Source organism: Isoptericola variabilis, from assembly GCF_050311655.1.
GTDB classification, from domain to species: domain Bacteria; phylum Actinomycetota; class Actinomycetes; order Actinomycetales; family Cellulomonadaceae; genus Isoptericola; species Isoptericola variabilis.
The window spans coordinates 274,439-298,973 of sequence record NZ_JBNOZM010000005.1; the positions used below are offsets into that span (position 1 = coordinate 274,439).

17 protein-coding genes are annotated in these 24,535 nt (G+C 74.5%); 4 read left to right on the top strand and 13 right to left on the bottom strand.

The genetic code is table 11. The annotated features are described in order from the left end of the window. Positions 1-91 precede the first annotated feature (91 nt). The 3 genes from ACQP60_RS13455 to ACQP60_RS13465 all read left to right on the top strand — a co-directional run bounded on the left by ACQP60_RS13455 (position 92) and on the right by ACQP60_RS13465 (position 3,709). The gene (locus ACQP60_RS13455; RefSeq protein ID WP_429733409.1) at positions 92-940 is read left to right on the top strand and encodes a patatin-like phospholipase family protein; all 849 of its coding nucleotides are present in this window, start codon (positions 92-94) and stop codon (positions 938-940) included. Continuing rightward, entirely contained in the window at positions 937-1,998 is a 1,062-nt protein-coding gene (locus ACQP60_RS13460; RefSeq protein WP_429733412.1) for a 1-acyl-sn-glycerol-3-phosphate acyltransferase, read from the top strand. Before ACQP60_RS13455 ends, ACQP60_RS13460 begins: the two co-directional genes overlap by 4 nt. A 91-nt stretch (positions 1,999-2,089) precedes the next feature. Continuing rightward, the gene (locus ACQP60_RS13465) at positions 2,090-3,709 is read left to right on the top strand and encodes an APC family permease (RefSeq protein ID WP_429733415.1); all 1,620 of its coding nucleotides are present in this window, start codon (positions 2,090-2,092) and stop codon (positions 3,707-3,709) included. Positions 3,710-3,814: 105 nt separating this feature from the next. Here ACQP60_RS13465 and ACQP60_RS13470 read toward each other — a convergent pair whose 3' ends face one another. From ACQP60_RS13470 to ACQP60_RS13500, 7 genes are all read right to left on the bottom strand, one after another. After that, positions 3,815-4,285 carry a YdeI/OmpD-associated family protein gene (locus ACQP60_RS13470; RefSeq protein WP_429733418.1) on the bottom strand — a complete coding sequence of 157 codons (471 nt, stop codon included), beginning with the start codon at positions 4,283-4,285 and terminating at the stop codon, positions 3,815-3,817. A 19-nt stretch (positions 4,286-4,304) separates the two neighbouring features. Then, positions 4,305-5,309, bottom strand: a complete 1,005-nt coding sequence (locus ACQP60_RS13475; RefSeq protein WP_429733633.1) for a LacI family DNA-binding transcriptional regulator — start codon at positions 5,307-5,309, stop codon at positions 4,305-4,307. Between the two features lie 15 nt (positions 5,310-5,324). Continuing rightward, a complete protein-coding gene (locus tag ACQP60_RS13480) occupies positions 5,325-6,881 on the bottom strand; it encodes a glycoside hydrolase family 1 protein (RefSeq protein WP_429733421.1) in 1,557 nt (518 codons plus the stop codon). Between the two features lie 87 nt (positions 6,882-6,968). Beyond that, positions 6,969-7,892 (bottom strand): carbohydrate ABC transporter permease, encoded by a 924-nt coding sequence (locus ACQP60_RS13485; protein ID WP_429733424.1) that lies wholly within the window; start codon positions 7,890-7,892, stop codon positions 6,969-6,971. Beyond that, on the bottom strand, positions 7,889-9,034 hold the full coding sequence (locus ACQP60_RS13490) for a carbohydrate ABC transporter permease (RefSeq protein ID WP_429733427.1): 1,146 nt from the start codon (positions 9,032-9,034) through the stop codon (positions 7,889-7,891). Before ACQP60_RS13490 ends, ACQP60_RS13485 begins: the two co-directional genes overlap by 4 nt. Before the next feature lie 90 nt (positions 9,035-9,124). Next, positions 9,125-10,480: an ABC transporter substrate-binding protein gene (locus tag ACQP60_RS13495; RefSeq protein ID WP_429733430.1), complete on the bottom strand. Its 1,356-nt coding sequence runs from the start codon at positions 10,478-10,480 to the stop codon at positions 9,125-9,127. 184 nt (positions 10,481-10,664) lie between these two features. Continuing rightward, on the bottom strand, positions 10,665-11,186 hold the full coding sequence (locus ACQP60_RS13500; RefSeq protein ID WP_429733433.1) for a DUF2505 domain-containing protein: 522 nt from the start codon (positions 11,184-11,186) through the stop codon (positions 10,665-10,667). Between the two features lie 63 nt (positions 11,187-11,249). On the opposite strand from ACQP60_RS13500, the gene ACQP60_RS13505 reads away from it, so the two are divergent. Continuing rightward, on the top strand, positions 11,250-12,740 hold the full coding sequence (locus tag ACQP60_RS13505; RefSeq protein ID WP_429733636.1) for a sensor histidine kinase: 1,491 nt from the start codon (positions 11,250-11,252) through the stop codon (positions 12,738-12,740). 79 nt (positions 12,741-12,819) lie between these two features. Here ACQP60_RS13505 and ACQP60_RS13510 read toward each other — a convergent pair whose 3' ends face one another. The 6 genes from ACQP60_RS13510 to ACQP60_RS13535 all read right to left on the bottom strand — a co-directional run bounded on the left by ACQP60_RS13510 (position 12,820) and on the right by ACQP60_RS13535 (position 24,395). Beyond that, a complete protein-coding gene (locus ACQP60_RS13510) occupies positions 12,820-13,068 on the bottom strand; it encodes a WhiB family transcriptional regulator (protein ID WP_166849954.1) in 249 nt (82 codons plus the stop codon). 127 nt (positions 13,069-13,195) lie between these two features. Beyond that, complete coding sequence (locus ACQP60_RS13515; protein ID WP_429733438.1) at positions 13,196-17,983, bottom strand: FtsK/SpoIIIE domain-containing protein; 4,788 nt, start codon at positions 17,981-17,983, stop codon at positions 13,196-13,198. Positions 17,984-18,040: 57 nt separating this feature from the next. Continuing rightward, a complete protein-coding gene (locus ACQP60_RS13520) occupies positions 18,041-20,677 on the bottom strand; it encodes an ABC transporter permease (protein WP_429733441.1) in 2,637 nt (878 codons plus the stop codon). Beyond that, positions 20,674-21,468 carry an ABC transporter ATP-binding protein gene (locus tag ACQP60_RS13525; RefSeq protein WP_429733444.1) on the bottom strand — a complete coding sequence of 265 codons (795 nt, stop codon included), beginning with the start codon at positions 21,466-21,468 and terminating at the stop codon, positions 20,674-20,676. Before ACQP60_RS13525 ends, ACQP60_RS13520 begins: the two co-directional genes overlap by 4 nt. Positions 21,469-22,311: 843 nt before the next feature. Next, entirely contained in the window at positions 22,312-23,031 is a 720-nt protein-coding gene (locus ACQP60_RS13530; RefSeq protein WP_429733447.1) for a response regulator, read from the bottom strand. After that, positions 23,028-24,395 (bottom strand): sensor histidine kinase, encoded by a 1,368-nt coding sequence (locus ACQP60_RS13535; RefSeq protein WP_429733450.1) that lies wholly within the window; start codon positions 24,393-24,395, stop codon positions 23,028-23,030. The genes ACQP60_RS13530 and ACQP60_RS13535 overlap by 4 nt, the downstream gene beginning before the upstream one ends. Between the last annotated feature and the right edge of the window lie 140 nt (positions 24,396-24,535).

Sequence of the window (24,535 nt, forward strand, 5' to 3'; positions counted from 1 at the left end):
AGGGCCACGCGGAGGTATTCCTGCGCGTGGCCCTGACAACTCGGGTACGCACGTGATGCCGCGGGCATGACGGCGTGGCACGATCGCCGCCATGACGGTGGCGTTCGTGCTCGGCGGCGGCGGTGTGCGCGGCGCCGTCCAGGTGGGAATGCTGCAGGCGCTGTTCGAGGCGGGGGTCGCCCCCGACCTCGTGGTCGGCACGTCGATCGGCGCGATCAACGGCGCCGCGGTCGCCGCGGACCCGAGCATCGCGGTCGTCGACCGCCTCGGCGCCGCGTGGGCGTCCCCGACGGCGGAGCAGGTCTACGGCGAGCCCTGGTACCGGCAGCTCACCCGGCTCGCCCGCTCGCGCACCCACCTGTACGACCCGGCCGCGCTGCGGCGGCTCATCGCGGGCACGCTGGGGGAGCACAGCACGTTCGAGGACCTGGCCGTGCCGCTCGTCGTCGCGGCCGCGAGCATCGAGCGGGCGTCGGAGCACTGGTTCGACGCCGGCCCGCTGGTCGAGGCGGTGCTCGCGTCGGCGTCGGTGCCGGGCGCGCTGCCGCCCACCGAGATCGGGGGCGAGCACTACGTGGACGGCGGCATGGTGAACTCCATCCCGCTGGGCGAGGCCGTGCGCCGCGGGGCCACCACGGTCTACGTGCTGCAGGTGGGGCGCGTCGAGGAGCCGCTCACCGTCCCCGCCAAGCCGTCCGACGTCGCGCGCGTGAGCTTCGAGATCGCCCGGCGGCACCGGTACTTCCGGGAGCTGGAGGAGGCCCGCCGGGTCGCGACCGTGCACGTGCTGCCCACCGGCGGCGCGCTGCCGGGGGACGAGAAGCTGGGCGCGTTCCGGCGCATGGACTCCACCGCGGCGCGCATCGGGCAGTCGTACACCGCCGCCCGCGGCTACCTCGCGGCTGTGCCGGACGCTCCGGACGTGCCGGGGGAGTCGTGATCGCGCCCCCGCCCCGGTGGGTCCGCCGGGTCGTGCTGGCGCCGCTCGTGGTGCTGCTGGCGGTGCTGCTGGTGCCGACGTCGATCATGCTCGCCCTGGTGGTGGGCGCCGCGCTGACGTGGCTGCTGCCGGGCCGGCTGCGGGTGCTGCGCCTGCTGTGGATGCTCTCGTTCTACGTGCTGTGGGACGCCGCCGCCCTCGTCGTGCTGTTCGCGCTGTGGGTGGCGTCCGGCTTCGGGCTGGCGATGCACCGGCCGTGGGTGCAGCGGGCGCACGTGACCGTCGCGCGGTGGGCGCTGGCGGTGCTGTTCTGGCAGGTGCGGTGGACGCTGCGGCTGCGGATCGAGATCGAGGTCGACGCCGGCGCGCGCCTGCCCGACGTGCCCGTCCTCGTGCTCAGCCGGCACGCAGGTCCGGGGGACTCGTTCATCCTGGTCGACGTCCTCCTCGGCCGCGCCCGCAGGGCGCCCGCCATCGTCCTCAAGGACACGCTGCAGTGGGACCCGGCGATCGACGTGCTCCTCGGCCGCCTCCCCGCGGCGTTCGTCACGCCGCTGGCGCGGCGCCGGCCGGGGCAGCCGGGTGCCGCGGAGACCATCACGCGGATCTCGGCCGACCTGGGGCCGGACGACGCCCTCGTGCTGTTCCCCGAGGGCGGCAACGTGACCCCCCGGCGCCGCGAGCAGCGGATCGCGGCGCTCCGCGCCCGTGGCAAGGACGTCCTCGCCGACCGGGCCGAGCGCATGCCGCACGTCATGGTGCCGCACGCCGGCGGGTTCCTGTCCGCGCTGGACGCCGTCTCGCCGGACGCCGTCGTGCTCGTCGTCGCGCACACCGGCCTGGACCGCCTCGTCACGGTCAAGGACATCTGGCGCGAGCTGCCCATGGACAAGGAGATCGTGCTCGGCGGCACCCTCACGCGGGTCGCCGACCTCCCGGCCGACGTCGAGGGCCGTGAGCTGTGGTTGTTCGAGCAGTGGGAGCGGGTCGACGCCTGGATCTCGGAGCGCGACGTGGACCGTCCCGTCGTGCGGACCCGCCGGGATCGCTCCCGCTGAACGCCCCGTTCACCGATGTCGTAGCGTCGTGTAGGGTCTCCCAGCCGCCGAGACCCGGTGGTACAGACCACTCCAGTAAGGAGCCTCAACGATGCAGCTCATGCGGAGGCGCTCGATCGAAGCCACGATCGCGGCGTCCGACGAGCCCCAGCGCCAGCTCAAGCGCACCCTTGGAGCCTGGGACCTGGTCGTCCTCGGCATCTCCGTGGTGATCGGCGCGGGCATCTTCTCCAAGGCCGCGCAGGTGTCGGCCACGCAGACCGGCCCGTCGGTCGTCATCTCGTTCGTCATCGCCGGGATCGTGTGCGCCCTGGCCGCGCTGTGCTACGCGGAGTTCGCCTCGTACATGCCGGTGGCCGGATCCGCGTACACGTTCTCGTACGCGTCGATGGGTGAGCTGCTCGCCTGGATCATCGGCTGGGACCTCATCCTGGAGATGTTCTTCGCCGCGTCGGTCGTCGCGAAGGCGTGGGGGCTGTACTTCGACAACTTCCTCAACGTCTTCGGCCTCGGCGGCGTCGACTCCGAAGGCGTCGCGTCCGGGATCCACAACACGATCCACCTCGGAGGCGTGTCGTTCGACTGGGGCACCGCGATCCTCATCGTCGTCCTCGCGACCCTGCTCGCCGTCGGCACCAAGCTCTCGACGCGGGTCACCGGCGTCCTCACGGCCATCAAGGTCGCGATCGTGCTGCTCATCATCGTGGTGGGCTTCGCGTTCTTCAGCGCGTCGAACCTCAGCCCGTTCGTGCCCAGCCCGGAGTCGTTCGGCGAGTCCACGACGCACAGCACGACGATGACGCAGACCCTCTTCTCCTGGATGGCCGGCGCGGAGCTCTCCGTGGGCGGCGTCATGGGCATCCTCGCGGGCGCCGGCACGGTGTTCTTCGCCTTCATCGGGTTCGACGTCGTCGCCACCGCGGCGGAGGAGACCAAGAACCCGCGGCGGAACGTCCCGCGCGGCATCCTCGGCGGCCTCGCGATCTGCACCGGCCTCTACATCGCGGTCTCCATCGCCCTGTCCGGCATGGCCACCCCGCAGCAGCTGCGCGACGCCACGCCCGACGGCGGCGCGTCCGCGACGATCATCACCGCGTTCCAGCTGCAGCCGAACGCCCCGGCCTGGGCCACCCAGGTCATCACGGTGGGCATCCTCGTCGGCCTGACGACCGTGGTCATGGTGCTCATGCTCGGCCTGACCCGCATCGTCTTCGCGATGAGCCGCGACGGCCTGCTGCCCCGCGGCATGTCGAAGACGTCGGAGAAGCGCGGCACCCCGGTCATGATCCAGGTCGGCACGGCCGTGCTCCTGGTGATCGTCACCTGCTTCTTCTCGGTCGACGTGCTCGGCAACATGGTGAACATCGGCACCCTGTCGGCGTTCGTGCTGGTGAGCTTCGGCATCCCGATCCTGCGCCGGCGCCAGCAGAAGGCCGGCGGCGGCGAGGCCAGCGCCGACCACTTCAAGGTGCCGTGGTCGCCGGTGCTGCCGATCGTGTCCGGCGTGCTGTGCCTGTGGCTGATGCTCCAGCTCGACGTCGAGACCTGGCTGCGGTTCCTCGTGTGGCTGGCGCTCGGGTTCGCGATCTACTTCGGCTACAGCTACCGCAACTCGCAGCTGGGCAAGAACCCGTCGCAGCTCGCCGCCGACTACCGCGAGGCCCTGCAGACGGCCATCGGGGTGGACGACGACACCCCGCGGCGCGGCTGACCGCCTCGCGCCCGGCCGGCCCGGCCACGCCACGGCGGCCCGTCAGAGCGATCTGACGGGCCGCCGTCGTGCGTCCGGGCACCGGGGTCCGCGCCGGAGCCGGGCTCAGCCGACGAGGGACTCCAGCACCTTCGCGACGCGGCGGTCGCGGGTCTCGTCCGTCCTGGCGCCGTCCACGCTCAGGGCGTGCGCCTTCTGCTTGCTCGGCGACAGCTTCTCCCAGGCGGCGGTGGCCGCCGGGTCGGCGGCGAGCGCGGTGGCCAGCGCGGGCGGCACGTCCACCGTGCGGGGTGCGTCGTCGACCTCGAGGCGCACCTCGACCTCGTCGCCCGCGCCGCGGCCCGTGGCGGCGCGCGTCTCGGCGTTGAACGAGACCAGGAACCGGCCGCCCATCGAGGACACGGTGGTGCGGTACGTATAGCCGCCGTCGACGGTCACGACGACGGGCACGCGCCGACCGCGGTCGAACGCCGCGACGACGTCGTCCGGGACCGGGATCCCGACGTTGTTGCCGCCGGTGGCGAGCAGCGTGGTGGTGAACGTCTGGGCGGTGGGAGCGTCGCGCGTGTCGCTCATGAGTCGACCGTAGCGACGGTTACGCCGACTCGCCCTCGACGAGGCGCGGCACGAAGATCTGGGGCTCGGCGGGGACGTCGGCCCCGCCGAGGACGTCGAGCAGCGTCGCTGTCGCGGCCGTGACCATCTCGACGACGGGCTGCAGCACGGTCGTCAGGCGGGGGGTGGTCCGCTCCGCGCCGAGGGCGTCGAAGCCCACGAGGGCGACGTCGTCGGGTACCCGGCGGCCGGACTCGCGCAGCACCTGCAGCGCGCCCGTCGCCATGAGGTCGGACGCCGCGAAGACGCCGTCGACGTCCGGGTGCTCCGCCAGGATGCGCTCCATCGCGGACGCGCCGCCCGCCACCGTGAAGTCGCCGTTCTCCACCGCCACGGCCGGCAGCCCGGCGTCCTCGAGCGTGTGCCGCCAGGCGTCGTGCCGGTCGACGGCGGCGGTCATGTCGAGAGGTCCGGTGATGGTGGCGATGCGGGTGCAGCCGCGGTCCACGAGGCGCTGGGTGGCGGTGCGCCCGCCCGAGGCGTTGTCCACGTCGACGAAGTGCAGCGACTCGGTGTCGAACGGCCGTCCCACGAACACCGACGGCAGGTGCGAGCGCATCAGCTCGGACTCGAGCCGGTCCTCCTTGTGGTGCGACGCCACGATGACGCCGTCCACGTGCCCCGACCGCAGGTACCGCGCGATGTGGCCCGGCGGCTCGCCCGGCCGGGCGAGCAGCAGCACGAGCTGCAGCTCGGTGCCGGTCAGCCCCTCGCTGACGCCGCGCAGCACGCCCGCGAGGAAGGGGTCGGTGAGGATGCGGGCGTCGGGCTCGGGCACCACGAGGGCGATCGAGTCGGTACGCCGGGTGACCAGCGAGCGGGCCGCCCGGTTCGGGGCGTACCCGAGCCGGGCGACGGCGTCGTCGACGGCGGTCTGCGCCTCGGGCGACACCCGGTCACCCCCGTTGATGGCGCGCGAGGCCGTGGACCGCGAGACTCCCGCGGCCCGGGCGACGTCGTCCAGCGTGGGGCTGGCATGCTCGATGACCACGTCGGGAGACTACTCTGCGTCCGAGCCGTCACGTGCCGGGACGACGCCCGTGCGGGCGACCTCGGCGTACCAGCGCCCCGACGACTTCACGGTGCGCTCCTGTGTCCCGTAGTCCACGTGCACCAGGCCGAAGCGCTTGGAGTAGCCGAGGGCCCACTCGAAGTTGTCGAGCAGCGACCAGGCGAAGTAGCCGCGCACGTCGGCGCCGGCGTCGATCGCGTCGCGGACGGCGCGCAGGTGCGCGTCGACGAACGCGAGGCGGTCCGGGTCGTCGACGCTCCCGTCGGCCTGCACCACGTCGGGGTACGCGGCGCCGTTCTCGGTGACGTACATCGAGGTGCCGCGCGGGCCGGTGTAGTCGCGCTGGAGCCGGGTCAGCAGGCGGGTGAGACCCTCCGGCTGCACCTCCCAGCCCATGTCCGTGAGGGGCAGGCCGCGGCTGTGGTGGTAGATGCCGTCGGGCACCGGGTTGGGGGAGCGGGTCTCCCACACCGCCGCGTCGACGCGCTCGCCGCCCGGGTCGGCTGTGCCCGCGGGGGTCTCGCCGTCCGCGCCCTGCGGCCGGGCCGAGACGGCGCCGCCGTTGTAGTAGTTGACGCCGAGCACGTCGATCGGCGTGGAGATCACGTCGAGGTCGCCCTCGCGCACGACGTCGGAGAACCCGAGGTGCGCGACGTCGTCGAGCAGGTCCTGCGGGTAGGCGCCGCGCAGGATCGGGTCGAGGAAGAAGCGGTTGAACATCCCGTCGTCGCGGCGCGCGACGTCGACGTCCGCCGGGTCCGTCGGATCGACCGGGTCGGACACGGTGAAGTTGAGCGTGAGGCCGAGCACGGCCTCCGGGTCGCGCTCGCGCAGCACCCGCACCGCGTCGCCGTGGGCGAGCATGAGGTGGTGGGCCGCGGCGAGGCCGTCCTCCGGCGACTTGCGGCCCGGGGCGTGTGCGCCGGCGGTGTAGCCGAGGAACGCGGAGCACCACGGCTCGTTGAGCGTCGTCCAGACCTTCACCCGGTCGCCGAGCGCCTCGTGCATCGTCACGGCGTAGTCGACGAAGCGTGCCGCGGTGTCCCGGTTCGGCCAGCCGCCCAGCTCCTCCAGCGCCTGCGGGAGGTCCCAGTGGTACAGCGTGAGCCAGGGCAGCACGTCGGCGGCGAGCAGCTCGTCGACCAGGCGGGAGTAGAAGTCCAGCCCTTCCTGGTTGACCGTCTTCCCGTCGGGGATGACGCGGGCCCACGACGTCGAGAACCGGTACGCGTCGAGGTTGAGGCGCTTCATGAGCGCCACGTCCTCGCGGTAGCGGTGGTAGTGGTCGTCGGCCACGGACCCGTCGTCGCCGTTCACGACGGCGCCGGGGATGCGGCAGAACGCGTCCCAGACCGAGTCCTCGCGGCCGCCCTCCGTGGACGCGCCCTCGATCTGGAAGGCGGCCGTGGCCGTGCCCCAGAGGAAGCCGTCGGGGAACGTGACGGCCCCGGTGGCGTGCGGGGAGCTCGTGAGAGGCGCGCTGGGGGTGAACGGCACGGTCGTGCCGGGGGCCGCCCGGCGCGCGCCGGGGGTGGGGAGGGTCATGAATTCGGATCTTTCCATCGGTGGTGGGCCCCCGCAGCCGCGCGACGGCGCGGCTGCGAGGGCGTGACGTCAGCCTCGGTGACCGGGTCAGCCCTTGACGGCGCCGGCCATGATGCCCGCGACGAGCTGCTTGCCGACGAAGGCGAAGATCACCAGCAGCGGCAGCGTCACGAGGAAGATGCCGCCCATCACGAGCGAGTAGTCGGTGAAGAAGTTCGCCTGCAGGGACCGGACCACGAGGGGCAGCGTGGGATTCTCGCTGTTCAGCACGATCGACGGCCAGAAGAAGTTGGTCCACTGCTGCACGAAGGTGAACAGGCCGAGCATGGCCGCCGCCGGTCGTGCGGCCGGCAGGGCCACCGACCAGAACGTCCGGATCATCGAGGCCCCGTCCACGCGCGCCGCCTCGATGAGCTCGTACGGCAGCGCCTCGGAGAGGTACTGCGTCATCCAGAAGACGCCGAACGCGGTGACGAGACCCGGCACGATGACCGCCTGGAGCTTGCCGATCCAGTCCAGGTCGGACATGAGGATGTACATCGGGATCACGCCCAGCTGGGTGGGCACGGCCATCGTGGCGATGACGAACACCAGCAGCGGGCCGCGCCCGCGGAACCGGAGCTTCGCGAAGGAGTAGCCGGCGAGCGTGGAGAACAGCACCACCGCGGCGGACGTGACCACGGCGATGATCACCGAGTTGGTGAGGGCCTTCCAGAAGTTGATCCGCGTGGAGGAGATCACCTCGGCGAACTGCTGGAAGAGGCTCGCGTCCGGCAGCCACTGCGGAACGGCGTTCTGCGCGATCGTCGTCGGGTCGGACGAGCCGAGCAGGAGCGTGAAGTACAGCGGGAAGATCGAGATCAGCAGCGTGATCCCGAGCAGCGTGTAGGTGAGCCAGCCGGGCCGGCGCTGCGCGCTGCGCGTGGCGCGCGAGCCGCGGTTCCGGCGCTTGGCCGCGGCGCGGGCCGCGCCCCGGCCGGCGGTCTGGGCGGTGACGGCGACGGAGCTCATCGGCGGTCCTCCCGGTGGTCGGTCGAGGTGGTCGGCGGGAACGTGGGCGGCGGTGGCGGTCCCGCCGCCGCGCGGGCCTGCGGGTGGGGCGTGTCGCCGGCCGCGGCGGCGCTGCGTGCCTCGGCGAGGAGGGCGCGGGTGTGGCGCCGCCTCACCTTGGGGGACTTCGGGCCGGAGGTCGCGATGCGCTGCGTGATGAGGAAGTTGATCAGGCCGATGACGACGATCAGGAGGAACAGGAGCCAGGCGACGGCGGACGCCCGCCCGAAGTTCTTCTGGTTGCCCCACGCGACGTCGTACAGATAGACGACGGTGGTCATCCAGTCCTTGTCGGGCCCACCGAGCCCGTAGGTGTCGTACATCCGCACCTCGTCGAAGATCTGCAGGCCGCCGATCGTCGAGGTGATGACGACGAAGATGATGGTGGCGCGGATCTGCGGCACGGTGATCGAGAAGAACTGGCGCGCGCGGCCGGCGCCGTCGATGACGGCCGCCTCGTAGAGCTCGCGCGGCACCGCCTGCATCGCGGCGAGGAAGATCAGCGCGTTGTAGCCGGTCCAGCGGAAGTTGACCATCGTGGCGATCGCGATGTGGCTGGGGATCCGCTCGCTGTGCCAGCCGACCGGGTCGACGCCGACGAGCCCGAGCAGCTCGTTGATGAGGCCGTAGTCGTCGGCGAACAGGCGCCCGAAGATCATGGAGACCGCGACGGGGGCCACGACGTAGGGGATCAGGACGCCCATGCGCCAGAAGGTGGCGGCGCGGAGGTTCTGGTCCAGCAGGGCGGCGATCGTGATCGCGAGGATCACCTGCGGGACGCTGGAGAAGACGAAGATCGAGAACGTGTTGACCAGGGACTTCCAGAAGACCGGCTGGGCAAGGACCGCGCTGTAGTTCTCGAGTCCGACGAAGTCGCCCTGGCCGCCGAGGAGGTTCCACTCGTGCAGCGACACGAACGCCGTGTACCCGAGGGGGAACAGGCCGGTGATCGCGAAGAGGATGAAGAACGGCGAGATGTACAGGTAGGGGGAGACCTTCACGTCCCAGCGGCCGAGCCGCTGGGAGAAACCGACGCGTCGGGTGGGGCGTTGCCCGGGGTCGCCGCGCCGGTGCGTGGGCTGGGTGGGGGAGAGGACGGCCATCTGCTGCTTCCTGTGCTCGCCGTTCGGCCGTCGGTGGGCCGGCGCCGTGCGGCACCGGCCCACCGACGAGGTCAGGGACTGGTCAGGCGATCAGAGCCCGAGCGAGGCGTACTCGTCGAGGGCGCCCTGCCAGCTCTTCTCCGGGTCGTCACCGTTGAGGTCCACGCGGTTCAGCGCGTTCTGCACCGCCTGGTGGATGGCGAAGTAGTTCTTGCCCTTGAACGGGGCACCCTCGATCGCCTGGGCGCGGGCCGAGAAGATCGGGCCGACCGGGGCGTCGTTGAAGAAGTCGTTCGTCGAGTCCTGCACGGCGTCCGAGGCCTGGGCGTCGAGCTGCGACGGGAACGTGTTGGCGTTCTCGTAGGCCTTGGTCTGGATCTCCGGCGAGGTCAGCCAGGCCGCGAGCTCCTTGGCGGCGTCGGTGTTCTCGCCCGACGCCGGGACGGTGAGGAACGAGCCGCCCCAGTTGCCGCCGCCGCCGGGGAAGACGTCGGCGACGTCCCAACCCTCGACGCCACCGGCGTTCTGCTCGATGGACGCGGTCATCCACGGCGGGCACAGCATGGTGGCCCAGGCGTTGTTCTGGAAGCCGGCCGTCCAGTCGTCGCCCCACTGCTCGAGGCCGGCGGACAGGTCGTCGTCCACGGACGCGGTCAGGACCTGGTCGTACAGGTCCTTGATGTCCTGGTTGGTCTTGAGGTCCTTGGGCTCGCCGGTCGACGGGTCCTCGTAGGCGCCCTCGAGCTGGTTCACCATGCCCTGGTACGTCGGCACGGCGCCGTCGAACCAGGCGGAGTCCGACTTGGCGACGAACTTCTTGCCCGCCTCGAAGTAGTCGTCCCACGTCGCGTCCTCGCCGCCGAGGAACTCCGCGACCTTCTCGCGGTCGGTCGGCAGGCCGGCCTTCTCGAACAGGTCGGCGCGGTAGCAGATGGCCTCCGGGCCGATGTCGGTGCCGTACCCGAGGAGCTGGCCCTCGGGCGTGGTGGCCTGCTGCACCTTCCAGTCCACCCAGCGGCCGTCGAGCGCGGGGTCGGTCAGGTCCACGAACAGGTCGGGGTACTGCATGAGCTCGGGGAGCCAGTCGACCTCGATGGCCTCGATGTCGGCAAGACCCTCGCCACCGGCGGCGAGCTTGGTCGTGAGGTTGTTGCGGGCGTCCTCGGAGGTCGCCGCGGTGACCTGCTTCACGGTGACGTTCGGGTGGTCCTCCGTGTAGGAGGCGAGGAGCTCGTCCGTGTAGCCGAACTGGTTGAAGGTGGCGACGGTCAGGGTGATCTTCTCGTCACCGGAGGCGGTGTCCTCCCCGCCGTCGTCCGAACCGCCGCAGGCGGTCAGGGCGAGGGCGAGGGTCGCGACGCCGGCGGTCGCCGCGACGACGCGGCGGGTCCGGCGGGTGGGTCGGGTGCTGCTGAGCACGGTGACTCCCTTGTCTGGGTCGGGCATGCGAGAGAGTGGGATGGTAGCGCTCCCACCTCCATCGTGGTAGCGCTCCCACAACCAGGTCATGATGCTGGCCGTCGGTGGTGACGAAAGTCAAGCCCGTCGAGGGCGCCGATGCCGTTCTGTGACGAAGAGGGCGACGTCGTCGCAGGTCAGAGGCCTGGGCCTCGGGCGCGTGTCCGGATCGTTACCGGTCTTCACCCCGCGTCGGCGGCGCCGAGAGCCACTCCTGGCCGGCCGCGCCCTCGGCCTCGAGGGTCGACCGGACGGCCCGGGCGGCGGCCTCGGCCACGGCGGCGCCGAACAGCGGCACCGTCGCGCGGACCTCGCCGTCGTACACCTGGCGGGTGCCGCCGTCGGCCGTCGGCTCCAGGCGCACCGTGCCGGTCACGCGCACGGGCGCGCCGGCGATCTCGACGGCGATGGTCCCGGTGCGCCGGTCGCCCGACGGTGCCTCCCACACCTCCGCCTGCCGGACCTCCAGCTCGTCGCCGACGAACGGTCGTACCTGCGCGGGGATGAGGTCGGTGGGCAGGGTGCGCCGCACGGCGATGGTGAAGCCGTCGGCGGGGCTGCCGGTCACGTCCGCCTGCTCGACGCGGCCGCCCGGGCCGCGCAGCGCACGCCAGCGGATGAACGACTCGTCGGCGAGCATCGCGACGACGGCGTCCGCGTCCGCGGCGTACGTCAGCTCCACGGTCAGGTGCACGAGGTCACCCTACCGACGCGGGCGCGGGGCGGGAGCGCCCGTAGGCTGGTGGGCGTGTCCGCCATGAGTGACCTCATCGCCCAGAACGCCGACCTCTCCGACGCAGATGCCGAGTGGCTGCACCTCCTCGTGGGCGACTGGCAGCTCGTGTCAGACCTCGCCTTCGCCGACCTGGTGCTGTGGCTCCCCACGTCCGACGGCGGGTTCGTCGCCCTCGCCCAGTGCCGCCCGTCCACCGGGGCGACCGTGCACTACGACGACATCGTCGGGTCGTTCGCGCCCGACGGGCAGCGTCCGCAGCTCACGGCGGCCATGACGGAGGTCCGCGCGCAGCGGTCCCGCGAGCCGCGCTGGTTCGGCGCCTACGCCGTCCGCGAGGAGGCGGTCCCGGTGGTGCACGACGGGCGGCCGATCGCCGTCGTCGCGCGCCAGACAAACCTCGGCTCCGGCCGCACGCCCAGCCGCCTCGAGCTCAACTACGTGGAGTCGGCCGACGACATCCTCGCGATGATCGCGCGCGGCGAGTACCCCGCCACCAACGCCGCGACCGGGCCCCGCCGCGGCGCCCCGCGCGTCGGCGACGGGCTGATCCGGCTCAACTCCGAGGGCGAGGTGCTCTACGCCAGCCCGAACGCGCTGTCCTGCTTCCACCGACTCGGCGTGATCGGCCCGCTCGTCGGGCAGTCGCTCGTGGAGGTCACCGCCGACATCGTCCAGCACCAGGACACCGTGGACGAGTCGCTGCCCCTGGTCGTCATGGGCCGCGCGCCCTGGCGCACCGACATCGAGGCCAAGGGCGTGGCGCTGTCGCTGCGCGCGCTGCCGCTCACCGACCACGGGCAGCGCATCGGCGCGGTGCTGCTGTGCCGCGACGTGTCCGAGCTGCGCCGTCGTGAACGCGAGCTCATGACCAAGGACGCGACCATCCGCGAGATCCACCACCGCGTGAAGAACAACCTCGCCACCGTGGCCGCCCTGCTGCGGCTGCAGGCACGGCGGATGGACGTGCCCGAGGCGCGGGCCGCGCTGGAGGAGGCGATGCGCCGGGTCGCGACCATCTCGATGGTGCACGAGTCCCTGTCGCAGACGCTCGACGAGCACGTAGAGCTCGACGACATGCTGAGCCGCGCGCTGCGGCTCGCCGCCGACGTCGCGTCGACGCGCACGCAGGTGCGCACCCGCCAGACCGGGTCGTTCGGCATGGTGCCCGCGCAGGACGCCACGCCTCTGGCGCTGGTGCTCACCGAGCTGGTCACGAACGCCGTCGAGCACGGCTTCCCCGGGCGCGAGTCGGGCAACGTCGAGATCGACGTGCAGCGCGACGGCGCCTCGATGCGCGTCGTCGTCGCCGACGACGGCGTGGGGATGCCCGAGGACATCGCGACGCTGGGGCGTGCCTCGCGCAGCGGGCTGGGCTCGCAGATCGTGCAGACGCTGGTGACGAACGAGCTGGGTGGCACCATCGACTGGGAGGCGCGCGACGGCGGCGGCACCCAGGTGGTGCTGGAGCTGGAGCTGCGCGACGGTCAGCCGCCGGCGCGCGCCGGGTACTGACGGGCGACACCCCGGACACGGACGGAGGGACGGACCGCGTGGCGGTCCGTCCCTCCGGTGTCTGACGAGGGGTGCGGCGTCAGCCGGCGCGGCGGGCGCGCGCGGTGCGGCGCTTGAGCGCGCGGCGCTCGTCCTCGCTCATGCCGCCCCAGACGCCGGCGTCCTGGCCGGACTCGATGGCCCACTTCAGGCACGTGTCCACGACGTCGCAGCGACGGCACACGGCCTTGGCCTCCTCGATCTGCAGGAGCGCGGGGCCGGTGTTGCCGATGGGGAAGAAGAGCTCAGGGTCCTCGTCGAGGCAGGCGGCCTTGTGGCGCCAGTCCATGTCATCTCCTCGGTGCAGGGGGACCTGGTCCGTCAGAGGGGCGCGCGAGGGCGCGCCAAACCGGGTCCGGTGGGTGGGGGTTGATCTGCCGTCCAGCGTCACACCTCGTGAAGCGCCGCACAAGGGGTTACGCGAAAGTTTCTCCTGCATGAAGCGTGAGTGGTTCATCACACTGTCGTGAAACCGCAGGTCGCACGTATTCTGACGTGTCATGCGCGCTCCTGTCACCCCCTCGTCCGGCCCCGACGGCCATGGGGAGGGGTCCCGCCCGCCGGGCCTCAAGGTCGTCGCCGCGGGCGTCGTGGTCGAGGCCGCTCTCCTCGTGGGCGCGGCCTTGATGATCGGGGTCGAGCTCGTCCGCGGCGCCTCTCACAGCGTAGCCGTGAGCGTCTTCCTCGTGCTCTTCTTCCTCGGGCTCGCCTGGCTGCTCGTCGGCTCCTGCCGCGCCCTGTGGGCGGGGCGCCACGGCGGCCGGGCGCCGATCGTCGTCTGGCAGATCATGCAGGGTCTCGTCGGCGTCAGCCTGCTGACCGCCGGCGTGCTGTGGGCGGTGCTCGCGGGCCTCGGCCTGCTGCTCGTCGCCGCGGCGGTGCTCGTCGCGGTCATGACGCGGCGCGTCGTCGAGTCGACGTCCGGCTGAGTCCCCGGCGGTCGGGGCCGTGCCGGTCGGGGCGACGACCCCGGGCCGGGCCACCTGCACGGCCAGTACCCGCCCCGCCTGCACGAGCGCCCCTCGTCCCGCCCGGGCAGGTCCCGGGTCGACGGCATCCGCGAGCGGCACACCCAGCAGGTCGTCGGCGCCGCGCTCGCCCGGGTGCAGCACGATGCCGGTGCGCCGCGCCCGCAGGTCCGCGAGCGCACCCCGGTGCGCCAGCGCCGTCCCCGTCGAGCCGGACGACGCCATGAGCACGAGTCCGGGCCCGTCTGTCAGGGCCGCGATCCGCTCCGTCTCGAGCGGGTGCTGCTGGGCGAGGGCGTCCAGGTCGTCCACGACGAGCACCCGAGGGCTGTCGGCCGCGACGTCGGGGTGGCTCGGCGGCCCGTCCGCGGACGCTCCGGGACCGGTCGCCGCCAGGGCGTCGAGCAGCGGGGCCAGGCCCGACGCCGTCGGGGTCGTGGCGGGGGCGTCGCCCGCGTCCCTGCGGAGGGCGGGGTCGCGCGAGACGACGCCCGCCAGCCGCCCCCTCCCCGCCAGACCCCGGGCGACGACGCGGAGCACCGTGGTGCGTCCGCTGGCCCGTGGCCCGGTGACGAGGGCGCCCTCCCCGACGTCCAGCGCCACCGGGAGCGCGGCGTCGCCCCCGATCCCGACCACGACCTGCAGGGTCGCGCCGTCACTCCCGGCGCCGTCGTCCGGTGAGGCGAGGGCGAGATGGCGGGGCTCGCGCGGTGCCGGGGCAAGATCGACCTCGTCGACGACGGTGGGCAGCGGTCGGACCCGTGCGGGCCCTGCGGCGTCCCGCCGAACCCCACGCCCGCCAGAGGCGGGATCGGGCAGGGCGGGCTCGCCCGGCAGCAGCACCTGGCACACGACCTGGTCGCGTGCGAGCCACGCCGCACGACCCGCCGGACCGCCACGGCCGGCGAGCCCCGAGGGCGCACCGAGGAGCACGTCCGCGTGGGGCTCGCTGCTCAGCAGCACCAGGCGTGGACCGACCCGGGACGCGAGCCCGCCGAGCGTCGCGCCGTCCGCCGCGAGCGCGAAGGCCACGCCGGGGGCGGCCAGCGCGCGGACCAGGGGATCCCAGGGGTCCGCGCCGGCGAGCGCGGCGCGCAGCTCGTCGACGCCGTCGACGACGACGAGCGTCCGCGCGGGTGCCTGCGCCGCGAGCAGGCGGAGCAGGCGCGCCGCCCGGCGCGGCGACGCGGGGCCGGCGAGGGTGCCGAGGCTCGGATGATGCTCGAGCGTCGCAAACCGGGGCAGCGCCGCCCCGGGCGCCAGCACGTGGACGTGCCAGCCCTGGTCGAGGGCTGCCACCGCGAGCGTCAGCAGGGCCGTCGTCCGGCCGGAGCGGGCCCGGCCCACGACGCCCAGATGCCCGGTCCGAGGGTCCCAGCGCACGCCCGTGCGGCGCTGGTGGTCGGGGTCGTCGCCCAGCGCGAGGGGGAGGCCCGGTGAGTCGTCGACCTCGAGGAGGTCCTCCGGGCCGGCCCGCTCGGGCAGGGGCGGCAGCCACGGCGCGGGCCCGGGGCGCAGGCCGCGCTCGGCGGCGGCGTCCACGCAGGCGTCCACGAGCGTGTCGACCAGGCTCCTGGGCTCCGCGTCGTCGGCCCGCCGCTCGTGCGGGCCGGGAACCGGCGGAGCGGCCGGAGGCGGCGTCCCCCAGGCGGGGGCCCGGCGCACCCGGTCCTCGGCCGCCGCGGGACGACCCGCGGCGTGGGCGCACTGGAGCGCCACCGGGGCCTCGGCACCGCGACGCAGGACGGCGCGTCCCGGCACGCCCGGCGGGATCCGGGCGGCCGCGGGCGTCTCGAGCACGTCGAGCGAGTCCGCGGCGTCCACGACCCGCAGGGCGAGCCGCGCCGAGACGTTGGCCCGCACGTCGGCGCTCACGGCACCCGCGGGCCGCTGCGTGGCGAGCACCAGGTGCACGCCGAGGGAACGTCCCTGCGCCGCCACCCGCAGCAGGCCGGGCAGGAAGTCGGGGAGGTCGTCGGCGAGGGCGCGGAACTCGTCCACCACCACGACCAGCCGGGGTGGCGCGTCGGCGGAACCCGGCGGCAGGGCGGCGAGGTCGGCGACCCCGTGCCGGGCGAGGACGTGCTCGCGGCGGCGCAGCTCCGCCCGGAGCCCGGCCAGGGCACGGCCCGCCAGCCCGGGGTCGAGGTCGGTGACCTGGCCGACGACGTGCGGCAGCCGCCCGCACGCGCCGAACGACGCGCCACCCTTGAAGTCGACGAGGGCCAGCGCGAGGTCCCGCGGGGACCGCCGGGCGGCGAGCCCGAGCACGAGGGACTGCAGCAGCTCGGACTTCCCCGCCCCGGTGGTGCCGGCCACCAGCAGGTGCGGCCCGTCCGCCACCAGGTCGAAGGTCACGGGGCGGCCGCGGGCGTCGCGGCCGAGGGGCGCCACCCAGCCGGTGGCGGCGTCCCAGGCGGCCCCCGGACCCTGACGATCGGCGTGCCGGTCGGCTGGCCGGTCGTCCCGGCCGTCCGCCAGCAGCTCGACGAGCGGGACGGCGGCCGGCATGCGGGGGTCCGTCGGGTCGCCGTCGTCGCCCGGCCGCGTCGCGTCGTCCGGGCCCCCGGCCGCGTCCAGCGCGCCCAGCGAACGCCGCAGCCCCGCGAGCCCCGCGACGAGCCGTGCGGCCCGATCCGCCCAGGCGGCGTCCACGCCGACGAGCGGCCCGGTCGCCGCCGAGCCGTCCGGCGCGGCCCGCCGCACCCTGCCCCCGCGGACCCGCCACGTCGTGCGGCACCACGACGGCACGGGCGCGCCGTCGGGCAGGCAGAGCAGGACGGCACCCCCGCGCGCCAGGACGTCGGCGCGTCGGACCGACGCCCGCCCGACGTCGGCGGCGTCCGGGGAGTCGACGACGAGCACCGGCGGCCCGGCGGACGGCAGCCAACGGCTCCACGACCAGGCCTCGACCGCGCCCACGACCTCGACCGACGCGCCGGCCGCCGCCAGCTCGACCACCATCGAGCGGGCGGCGGCGAGCGTCTCCGCGCGGGGCCCCGTGACGGCGACCGCACCGTCGGGCAGCAGGGCGCCGATGGTGCGGGCGATCGCGGAGCCTTGCTCGTCGGCCGAGCCTGCTCCCGGCGAGCCGTCAGCGCCGCGGCCCGTGCGTCGTGGGTGCGCGGAGACGACGGGGGCTCCGGCGGTGCGCGCCGCCGCCGCGGCCCGCTCGCAGGCCGCGGCCCACGCGCCGTCCGACGCCTGGTGCGCCGCGACCAGCCGGGCGAGGAGCGGGCCGGGTGCGTCGCCGACGTCGCGCGCACGGGCCGGCGCGGTCGTCGTGCCCGAGCCGCCGGGTTCCGTGGTCGGGGAGGGAGCTGCGCGGCGGCGACGCCGCGCGGCGACGAGCTGGGGCACCAGGGCCGCGACCCCGAGCAGGGAGAACAGCGCGTAGGCCGGCTGCCGCAGCACCGCGGCGACCACGAGCGAGCCGACGACGGGCAGCGCGGCGGTGGCGATCGTCCCGGTGCCCGGCCCGGACGCCGACGCCCCGACGTCCTCGGCGCGGCCGGGGCCGGCGTCGAGCCAGGTCGCCACCGTCCCCGAGCGGTGCAGCGTCCAGGAGCGAGCCCCGCGCACCTCGAGCGTGGTGCCCGGGCGCCAGCGCCGCGGCAGCCGGCCCACGGTCCGGGGGCGTCGTCGCGCCTGGTCGGGCGGGCGCACGAGCCGTGCCGTCGGACGCGGCCCCGGCCCGCCGGCTGTGCGGACGAGCCCCGCGCCGCGCGCCGCCGCACGGTCGCGGGCGCGGGCGCGGAGCCGCACGGTGACGCGGTCCGGCCGGCGCGGGTCCACGCGCACCACGACGTCGCCCCCGGGCGGCGCACCGGCGTCGTCGGGAAGCACGCTCGGTGCGCCGGGGGAGAGGGCGACGGTCGCCCCCGCCGCCGGTCCGTCGGCGCGGGCGGCGAGCCACGGGCCCTCCAGGACGGGCGGGCCGTCCGTACCCCGGCCGCCGGCGTCCTCGGCCAGGGCGAGCACGGCGCCGGGCAGGAGGGGGCGGCACCCGACCACGTCGTCGTCGGACACCTGTACGCCGCCGGCGTGCAGCGGGGCGTGCCGCAGCTCGGGCCGGCGCAGGAGGTCGGCGAGCCCCGCCCGGCACGCGCCGAAGGGCAGGCCCGCGGGCAGCAGCACGTCCTCGCCGGGGCGCACGGTGACGCGGACGTCGTCGGCCCGCGCCCTGCTGAGGGCGGGCCGGGGGACGACGAGGGCGGGCACCGAGGAGGTCGTCATGACCCCCAGGGTGCCCGCCCGGGACGGCCGTCGCGGACGGCCTGTGGACAACTCCCGCTACTCGCTCGCCAGCGCCTCCACCGGGGAGGTCTTCACCGCGGTGCGGGCGGGGGCGACGGACGCCACCAGCCCGGCGACGGCGGCCACGACGAGCATCACGAGCACGTCGCGCCACGGGACCACGATGACCGGGCTGCCCGCCCAACCGAGCGCCGCCGCGGCACCCGCCCAGCCGTAGACCAGACCGAGCAGCACGCCCAGGACGGCGCCCACCAGCGCGATGAGCAGGCCCTCGACGGCGAGCATGCCGCGCAGCTGGCCCTTCGACAGGCCGATCGCCCGCAGGGTCGCGGACTCCCGGCGCCGCTCGATGACCGACAGCGACAGCGTGTTCGCCACGCCGATCAGCGCGATCACGACCGCCGCGGCCAGCAGCCCCACGACGATCCCCAGCGCGGTGTCGATCACCTGCTGGAAGCCGGCGCGCTCCACCGCCGCGCCCATCACGTCGGCCGGGGCCTCGGTGTCGGCCACCGCGTCCTGGATGGACGGGACGACGGCGGCGGCGTCGGTCGGGTCGTCGAGACCCACCCAGAGGCTGGTCACCGGGGCGTCCGGGTCGAGCGAGGCGAGGTCGTCCGGCACCACCACGAGCGCGCCGTCCGCCAGGTCGGTGACCGCGGCCGTCACGTCGAGCGTGCCGTCCGGGCCGGTGAGGGTGAGCCGCTGCCCGTCGTCGATGCCCCAGACGTCGGCGACGTCTTCCGGCACGACGGCCGTGCCCTTCGCGAGCGGCTCGACCATCTCCGTGCTGCGCATCACCGACGCCGCGTCGTCCGGCGTCACGCCCCGGACCGTGAGGGCGAGGCCCTCGTCGACGCCGTCGCCTGCGATCGTGGCGGCCGTGGCGGGCGTCTCGACGACGCGCGAGACGCCGGCGACGTCGCCCACGGTGCCGGCGAGCGCCGGCGGGACCGGCGTCACCGCGGCGTCGCCGGCCGCGACGCTCGCGGCGTCGCTCGACAGGTCGGTCGAGACGGTGACGTCCACCGGGTACCGGGAGTCCAGCTCGGAGTCCATCGTGACGCGCGCGCTGGCGGCGCCCGTCGACATCATCCCGACGAGGGTGACGCCGATGAGCAGCGCCGTCGACGTCGCCGCGGTGCGGCGCGGGTTGCGCAGCGTGTTCGCGGCCGCGAGGCGCGCCGTCGGGCCGGAGGCGCCGACCATGCGGCCGGCGAGCGCCACCACGCGGGGCAGCCAGAACACCGCGCCCACGAGGACGCCGACGAACGACAGGACGCCGCCCGCGACGCCGACCAGGAGGCCGGTGGTCGGCTCGCCGGCCGCCGTGCTCAGCACGACGCCGCCGCCCAGCAGGGCGAAGCCGATCACGGACACGAGGATCGACAGCACCAGGCGCACGCGGCCGGCGCCACGGGCCGCCGACGGCGCGTCGGAGGGGCGCAGGGCCTCGAGCGGCGCGACGCGGGTCGCGGCACGGGCCGGGGCGAGCGCGGCCACGAGGGTCACGAGGGTGCCCACGACCAGCGGGATCAGCACGACGGCCGGCGTGATGTCGACGGTCGCGGGCAGCGGGACGCCCAGGTCCATGCCCCGGCCGATCGTGAGCGCCGCCTGCCCCAGGCCGACGCCCGCGAGCAGGCCCACGACGGAGGAGAGCAGGCCCAGGAACGCCGCCTCGAACAGCACCGAACGGCGCAGCTGGCCCTTGTCCGCGCCGACGCAGCGCAGCAGCGCGAGGGTGCGGGTGCGCTGGGCGACGAGCACCTGGAAGGTGTTCGCGATGACGAGCGCGGCGACGAGCAGCGCGACGGCCGCGAAGACGAGCACGAACAGGGTGAACATGACGTTCTCGCCGCCGGTCATGGAGGCGGCGACCGCCTCGGCGTGCTCCTCGGGGGTCACGACCTTGAGGTCGGTCGTGTCCGTGCCCGCGGCCGCGGCCGCGTTGGTCAGCGCGCCGGTGATCGCCGTGCGGGCCGCCTCGACGTCGGCGCCGTCGTCCAGCGTGACGAGCAGGGTCGCGGGGTCGAGGGACTCCTCGCTCGGCGCGGCCAGGTCGGCCTCCCAGCCGGCGACGTCCGCCGCCGGGGCGACGGCGGCGCCGCCCTGCATCGAGTACGCGCCGTACGGGTCGGTGAGCGTGCCGCTCACGGTCAGCTGCTCGCGGACCTCGGTCCAGGCGTCCTCCTCGGACTCCTGGTTCCCCTCGAGGACGTTGCGCACGAGGGTGATCTCGTCGCCCGGGGCGGCGTCCAGGCGCTCCGCGACGTCCACCGGCAGCGCGATCTCGCCCGAGGCCTCGGGGAGCGCGCCCTCGGCGACCTCGAGCGGCAGCACGCTCGTGTCCGTGGGCTCGGCCAGCACGCCCTGGTAGATGGTGCGGCCGCCGGACTCGAGCTGCTGGTACGTCATGAGCTGCTCGTCGGCCGTGGCGACGCCGTCGGCGCCGCGCACCGCGTCCAGGGCGGCGTCGTCCGCGGGGACGCCGCGGACCACCAGGTCGGCGCCCGTGAACTGGGCTGCGATCGAGTCGTAGGTGGTGCGGGTGATGACGTTGCCCGCGAGGAGCGTGATCGCGACGAACGCGGTGCCGATGACGATCGCGACGCCCGCGGCGGCGAGCCGGCCGGCGCTGCGCCGCATCTGCGACAGGGTGAGGCGGATCATCGCGTGGCCACCGTCCGCAGCGCGTCGAGGCCGGCGAGGGCCGACTCGGGCGTCGGGTCGGAGATGTCGCCCGCGATCTTGCCGTCGGCGATGAGGACGACGCGGTCGGCGTACGCGGCGGCCGCCGGGTCGTGGGTGACCATGATGATCGTGCGGCCGAGCTCGCGCACCGAGCGGCGCAGGAAGCTCAGCACCTCCGCGCCCGAGCGGGAGTCGAGGTTGCCGGTCGGCTCGTCCGCGAACACGACGTCGGGCTGGGCGATGAGGGCGCGCGCGATGGCGACGCGCTGCTGCTGGCCGCCGGACAGCTCGCTCGGGCGGTGGGTGAGCCGCTTGCTCAGGCCGAGCGTGTCGACGAGGGTGCCGAGCCACTGCTTGTCGACGGTGCCGCCCGCGAGCTCGACGGGCAGCGTGATGTTCTGCTCCGCGGTGAACATCGGCAGCAGGTTGAACTGCTGGAACACGAAGCCCACGCGGGTACGGCGCAGTGCGGTGAGCGCCTTGTCGTTCAGGCCGGTCACCTCGGTGGAGCCGATGAACGACTGCCCGCTCGTGGCCGAGTCCAGGCCGGCGAGCAGGTGCATGAGGGTCGACTTGCCCGAGCCGGACGGGCCCATGATCGCGGTGAAGCGGCCGGCCGTGAAGTCGACGTCGACGCCGTCCAGCGCGCGCACCTGCGCCTCGCCGCGGCCGTACGTCTTGGTCAGGGCGCGGGCCCGCACGGCCGGGGTGACGGTCGGTCGGGCGGCGGTGCCCTCGTCGGGGATCGGGACGTACACGGTCGTGTCCACGGAAGCTCTCCGGTGTCTCGGGATGGAGGCCGGGAGCTCCGCAGAACCCTCGGCCAGGACACCACCGACGCTACGGAGCGCCCGGCCCGCGAACATCGGTCCGAGGGTGGGTCCTCGCGTGCTCCCAGGTCATCCCCAGGTATGACGCCGACCCTGACCCGCACCCTGAACGACCCCTGACCTGCGCCCTCACCGAGTTGTCAGGACCACGCGCACGTTTCCGTGCTCCTGGTCCTGACAGGTCGCCGGCGCGTCGGGTTGTCAGGGCCAGGAGGAGGTTTCGGCGGTCGTGGCCCTGACAACTCGCGGGTGGGAGGCTGCCCACAGCAGGCACCCGCGTCCGGGCTTCCCCAGCGGGCTGGTCGACGGCGGTGGTCGAGGGGCGGGGCCCGCACCCTCGTCACATGACCGGATCGCGTGAGGTGTACGTCAGGGTCGACGGGCTGGGGGAGGTCGTCACTCGGCAGCACGGTGTGGTGACCCGCTCCCAGCTGGCACGCCTGGGCGTGGGGCACCACGAGGTGGCGTGCCACCTGGCCGCCATGCGGTGGCGTGCGCTGAGCGAGCAGGTGCTCGTCACGCACCGCGGACCGCTGACCCGCGCAGCACGACGCTGGGCGGCGGTTCGTCGTCGAGATCGACGGCGTCGGGCACCTGGAGCGCGACCGCTGGTACGACGACCTCCTGCGCGACGCCGAGCTCGGCGCGGACGCCGCCACCGTCCGCACCACCGTCCGCATCCGCCTGCCGGCGATGGCCGCGCGCTACGAGCCGGACCGCGTGCTCGCCGTCGTGTGCCGCCAACTCTGCGAGCGCACCGACCTGGCTCTGACAGGTCGCGGGTCAGGAGCCGGGGCGGACCAGGCCGGTCTCGTACGCGGTGACCACGGCCTGCACGCGGTCGCGGGCGTCGAGCTTGGCGAGGATGCGCCCGACGTGCGTCTTCACGGTGGCCTCGGCGACGAACAGGTCGGCGGCGATCTCGGTGTTGGAGCGGCCACGGGCCATGAGCACGAGCACCTCGCGCTCGCGGTCGGTGAGGGCGGCGAGCGCGTCGTGCTGCGGCGCGGCCTGGTCGGCGGGCAGCGCGGTGACGAGGTGCTCCAGCAGGCGGCGGGTGGACGACGGCGCGATGACGGCGTCCCCGGCGTGCACGGTGCGGATGGCGGCGAGCATCTCCTCGGGCGGGGCGTCCTTGAGCAGGAACCCCGACGCGCCGCTGCGGATGGCCTCGAGCACGTACTCGTCCAGGTCGAACGTGGTGAGCACGATGACGCGCGGCGCGTCGGGCGCGGCGGTGAGCCGGGCGGTCGCCGTGAGCCCGTCCAGGTGCGGCATGCGCACGTCCATGAGCACGACGTCGACGCGGTGGTCGGCGAGCAGCCGCAGCGCCTGCGCGCCGTCGCCGGCCTCGAGCGCGACCTCCAGGTCCGGCTGCGAGTCGATGACCATGCGGAAGCCCGCGCGCACGAGCTGCTGGTCGTCGACCAGCGCCACGCGCACGACGCCGCCCCCGGCGGTTCCGGGGGCGGGCGGCGGTGCGACGTCGGCGGGCGGGGTCATGCGTCCTCCTGGGTGGTGGTCGTCGGCGCGGTGGTCGGCGTGAGCGGCGCGGTCACGGGTGCCCCGGGCAGCGGCAGCTCGAGGTGCACGCGGAAGCCGCCGCCGGCGCGGGGCCCGGTCTCGAGCGTGCCGCCGTACAGGTTGGCCCGCTCGCGCATCCCGCGCAGCCCGAACCCGGGGTCGTCCGTGGACGCGGCGGCGCCCCGGCCGTCGTCGAGCACCTCGAGCTCGACGGTCGACGGCGTCCACCGCACCGCGACGGTCACGGCCGGATCGGGGCCGGCGTGCTTGCGCACGTTGGTCAACGACTCCTGGCACACGCGGTACAGGGTGAGCCCCATACCGGCGGGCAGCGTGCGCGGCTCGCCGACGCGCACCAGCGACACCTGCTGGCCGCCGTCCCGCGCCTGGGCGACGAGGTCCTCGATCTCCTCGACGCCGGGCTGCGGCGCCGGGCGGCTCGAGCGCGGCTCCTCGCGCGACGGCACGACGGCGGTCGCGCCGGTGCCGGGGCGCCGGGCCGCACCCGCAGAGGACGGCACGGGGGACCCGGGCACGTCGGCCTCGTCGTCGTCCTGGGAGCGCAGCACGCCGAGCAGGCGGCGCATGTCGGTGAGCGCGGTGCGCCCGGTCTCGCTGATGGTGCCCAGCGCGCGGACCGCGGCCTGCGGGTCGGACGCCGCGGCGTACCGGCCCCCGTCGGCCTGGGCGACGACGATGGACAGGGAGTGCGCGACGATGTCGTGCATCTCGCGGGCGATGCGGGCGCGCTCGGCGGCGGCGCTGATCCGCGCCTGCTGGTCGCGCTCGATCTCCAGGCGGTGCGCGCGGTCGCGCAGCGCGTCCATGGTGACGCGGCGGGAGCGGCGCACGAGGGCGAACGCCCAGACGGCGAGGCCGGTGACCAGGCAGAAGATGCCGACCGGGACCATCTCGAGGACCGCGGAGGCGCCCCCTCCCGAGCGGACGCCGACCGCGACCGGCAGCACGACGAGGCTCCCGACGGCCGTGGAGCAGATCGCGGTGACGTGCGCCCACGTGGGGCCGTAGACGGTCACGGAGAACAGGGCGACGAGGATCAGCAGGTCGCCCGGCATGATCATCGGGAAGCCGGCGAGGATGTGCGCGAGCGCGACGGCGAAGATCGCGACGGCGGACGGGACGGGGCGGGTGCGGCGCCAGGGGAGCGGGGCGAGCATCGCGAACGTCCAGGCGATGGACTCGGTGCGGCCGAGGGCCGGTTCGCTGGAGTACAGGTCGGTGGCCGAGGTGAGCATGAACGCGGCGAGCAGCACGGTCGTCGTCAGGTCGACGCCGAAGCGGTGCGCCTCGAACCAGCGCCCCATCCTCTCGATCCAGCTCATGCCCGCCAGCGTAGGCGGGCGCCGTCCGCGGGCGCGTCCGCCCGGGGACGGACCGTCGCGCCCGCTCGTCGTCCCGCGGGGGGACCGCCGTCGTGCCGCCGTGTCATCTCCATGTCACACCCGGTCGGTCCCGACGCGGC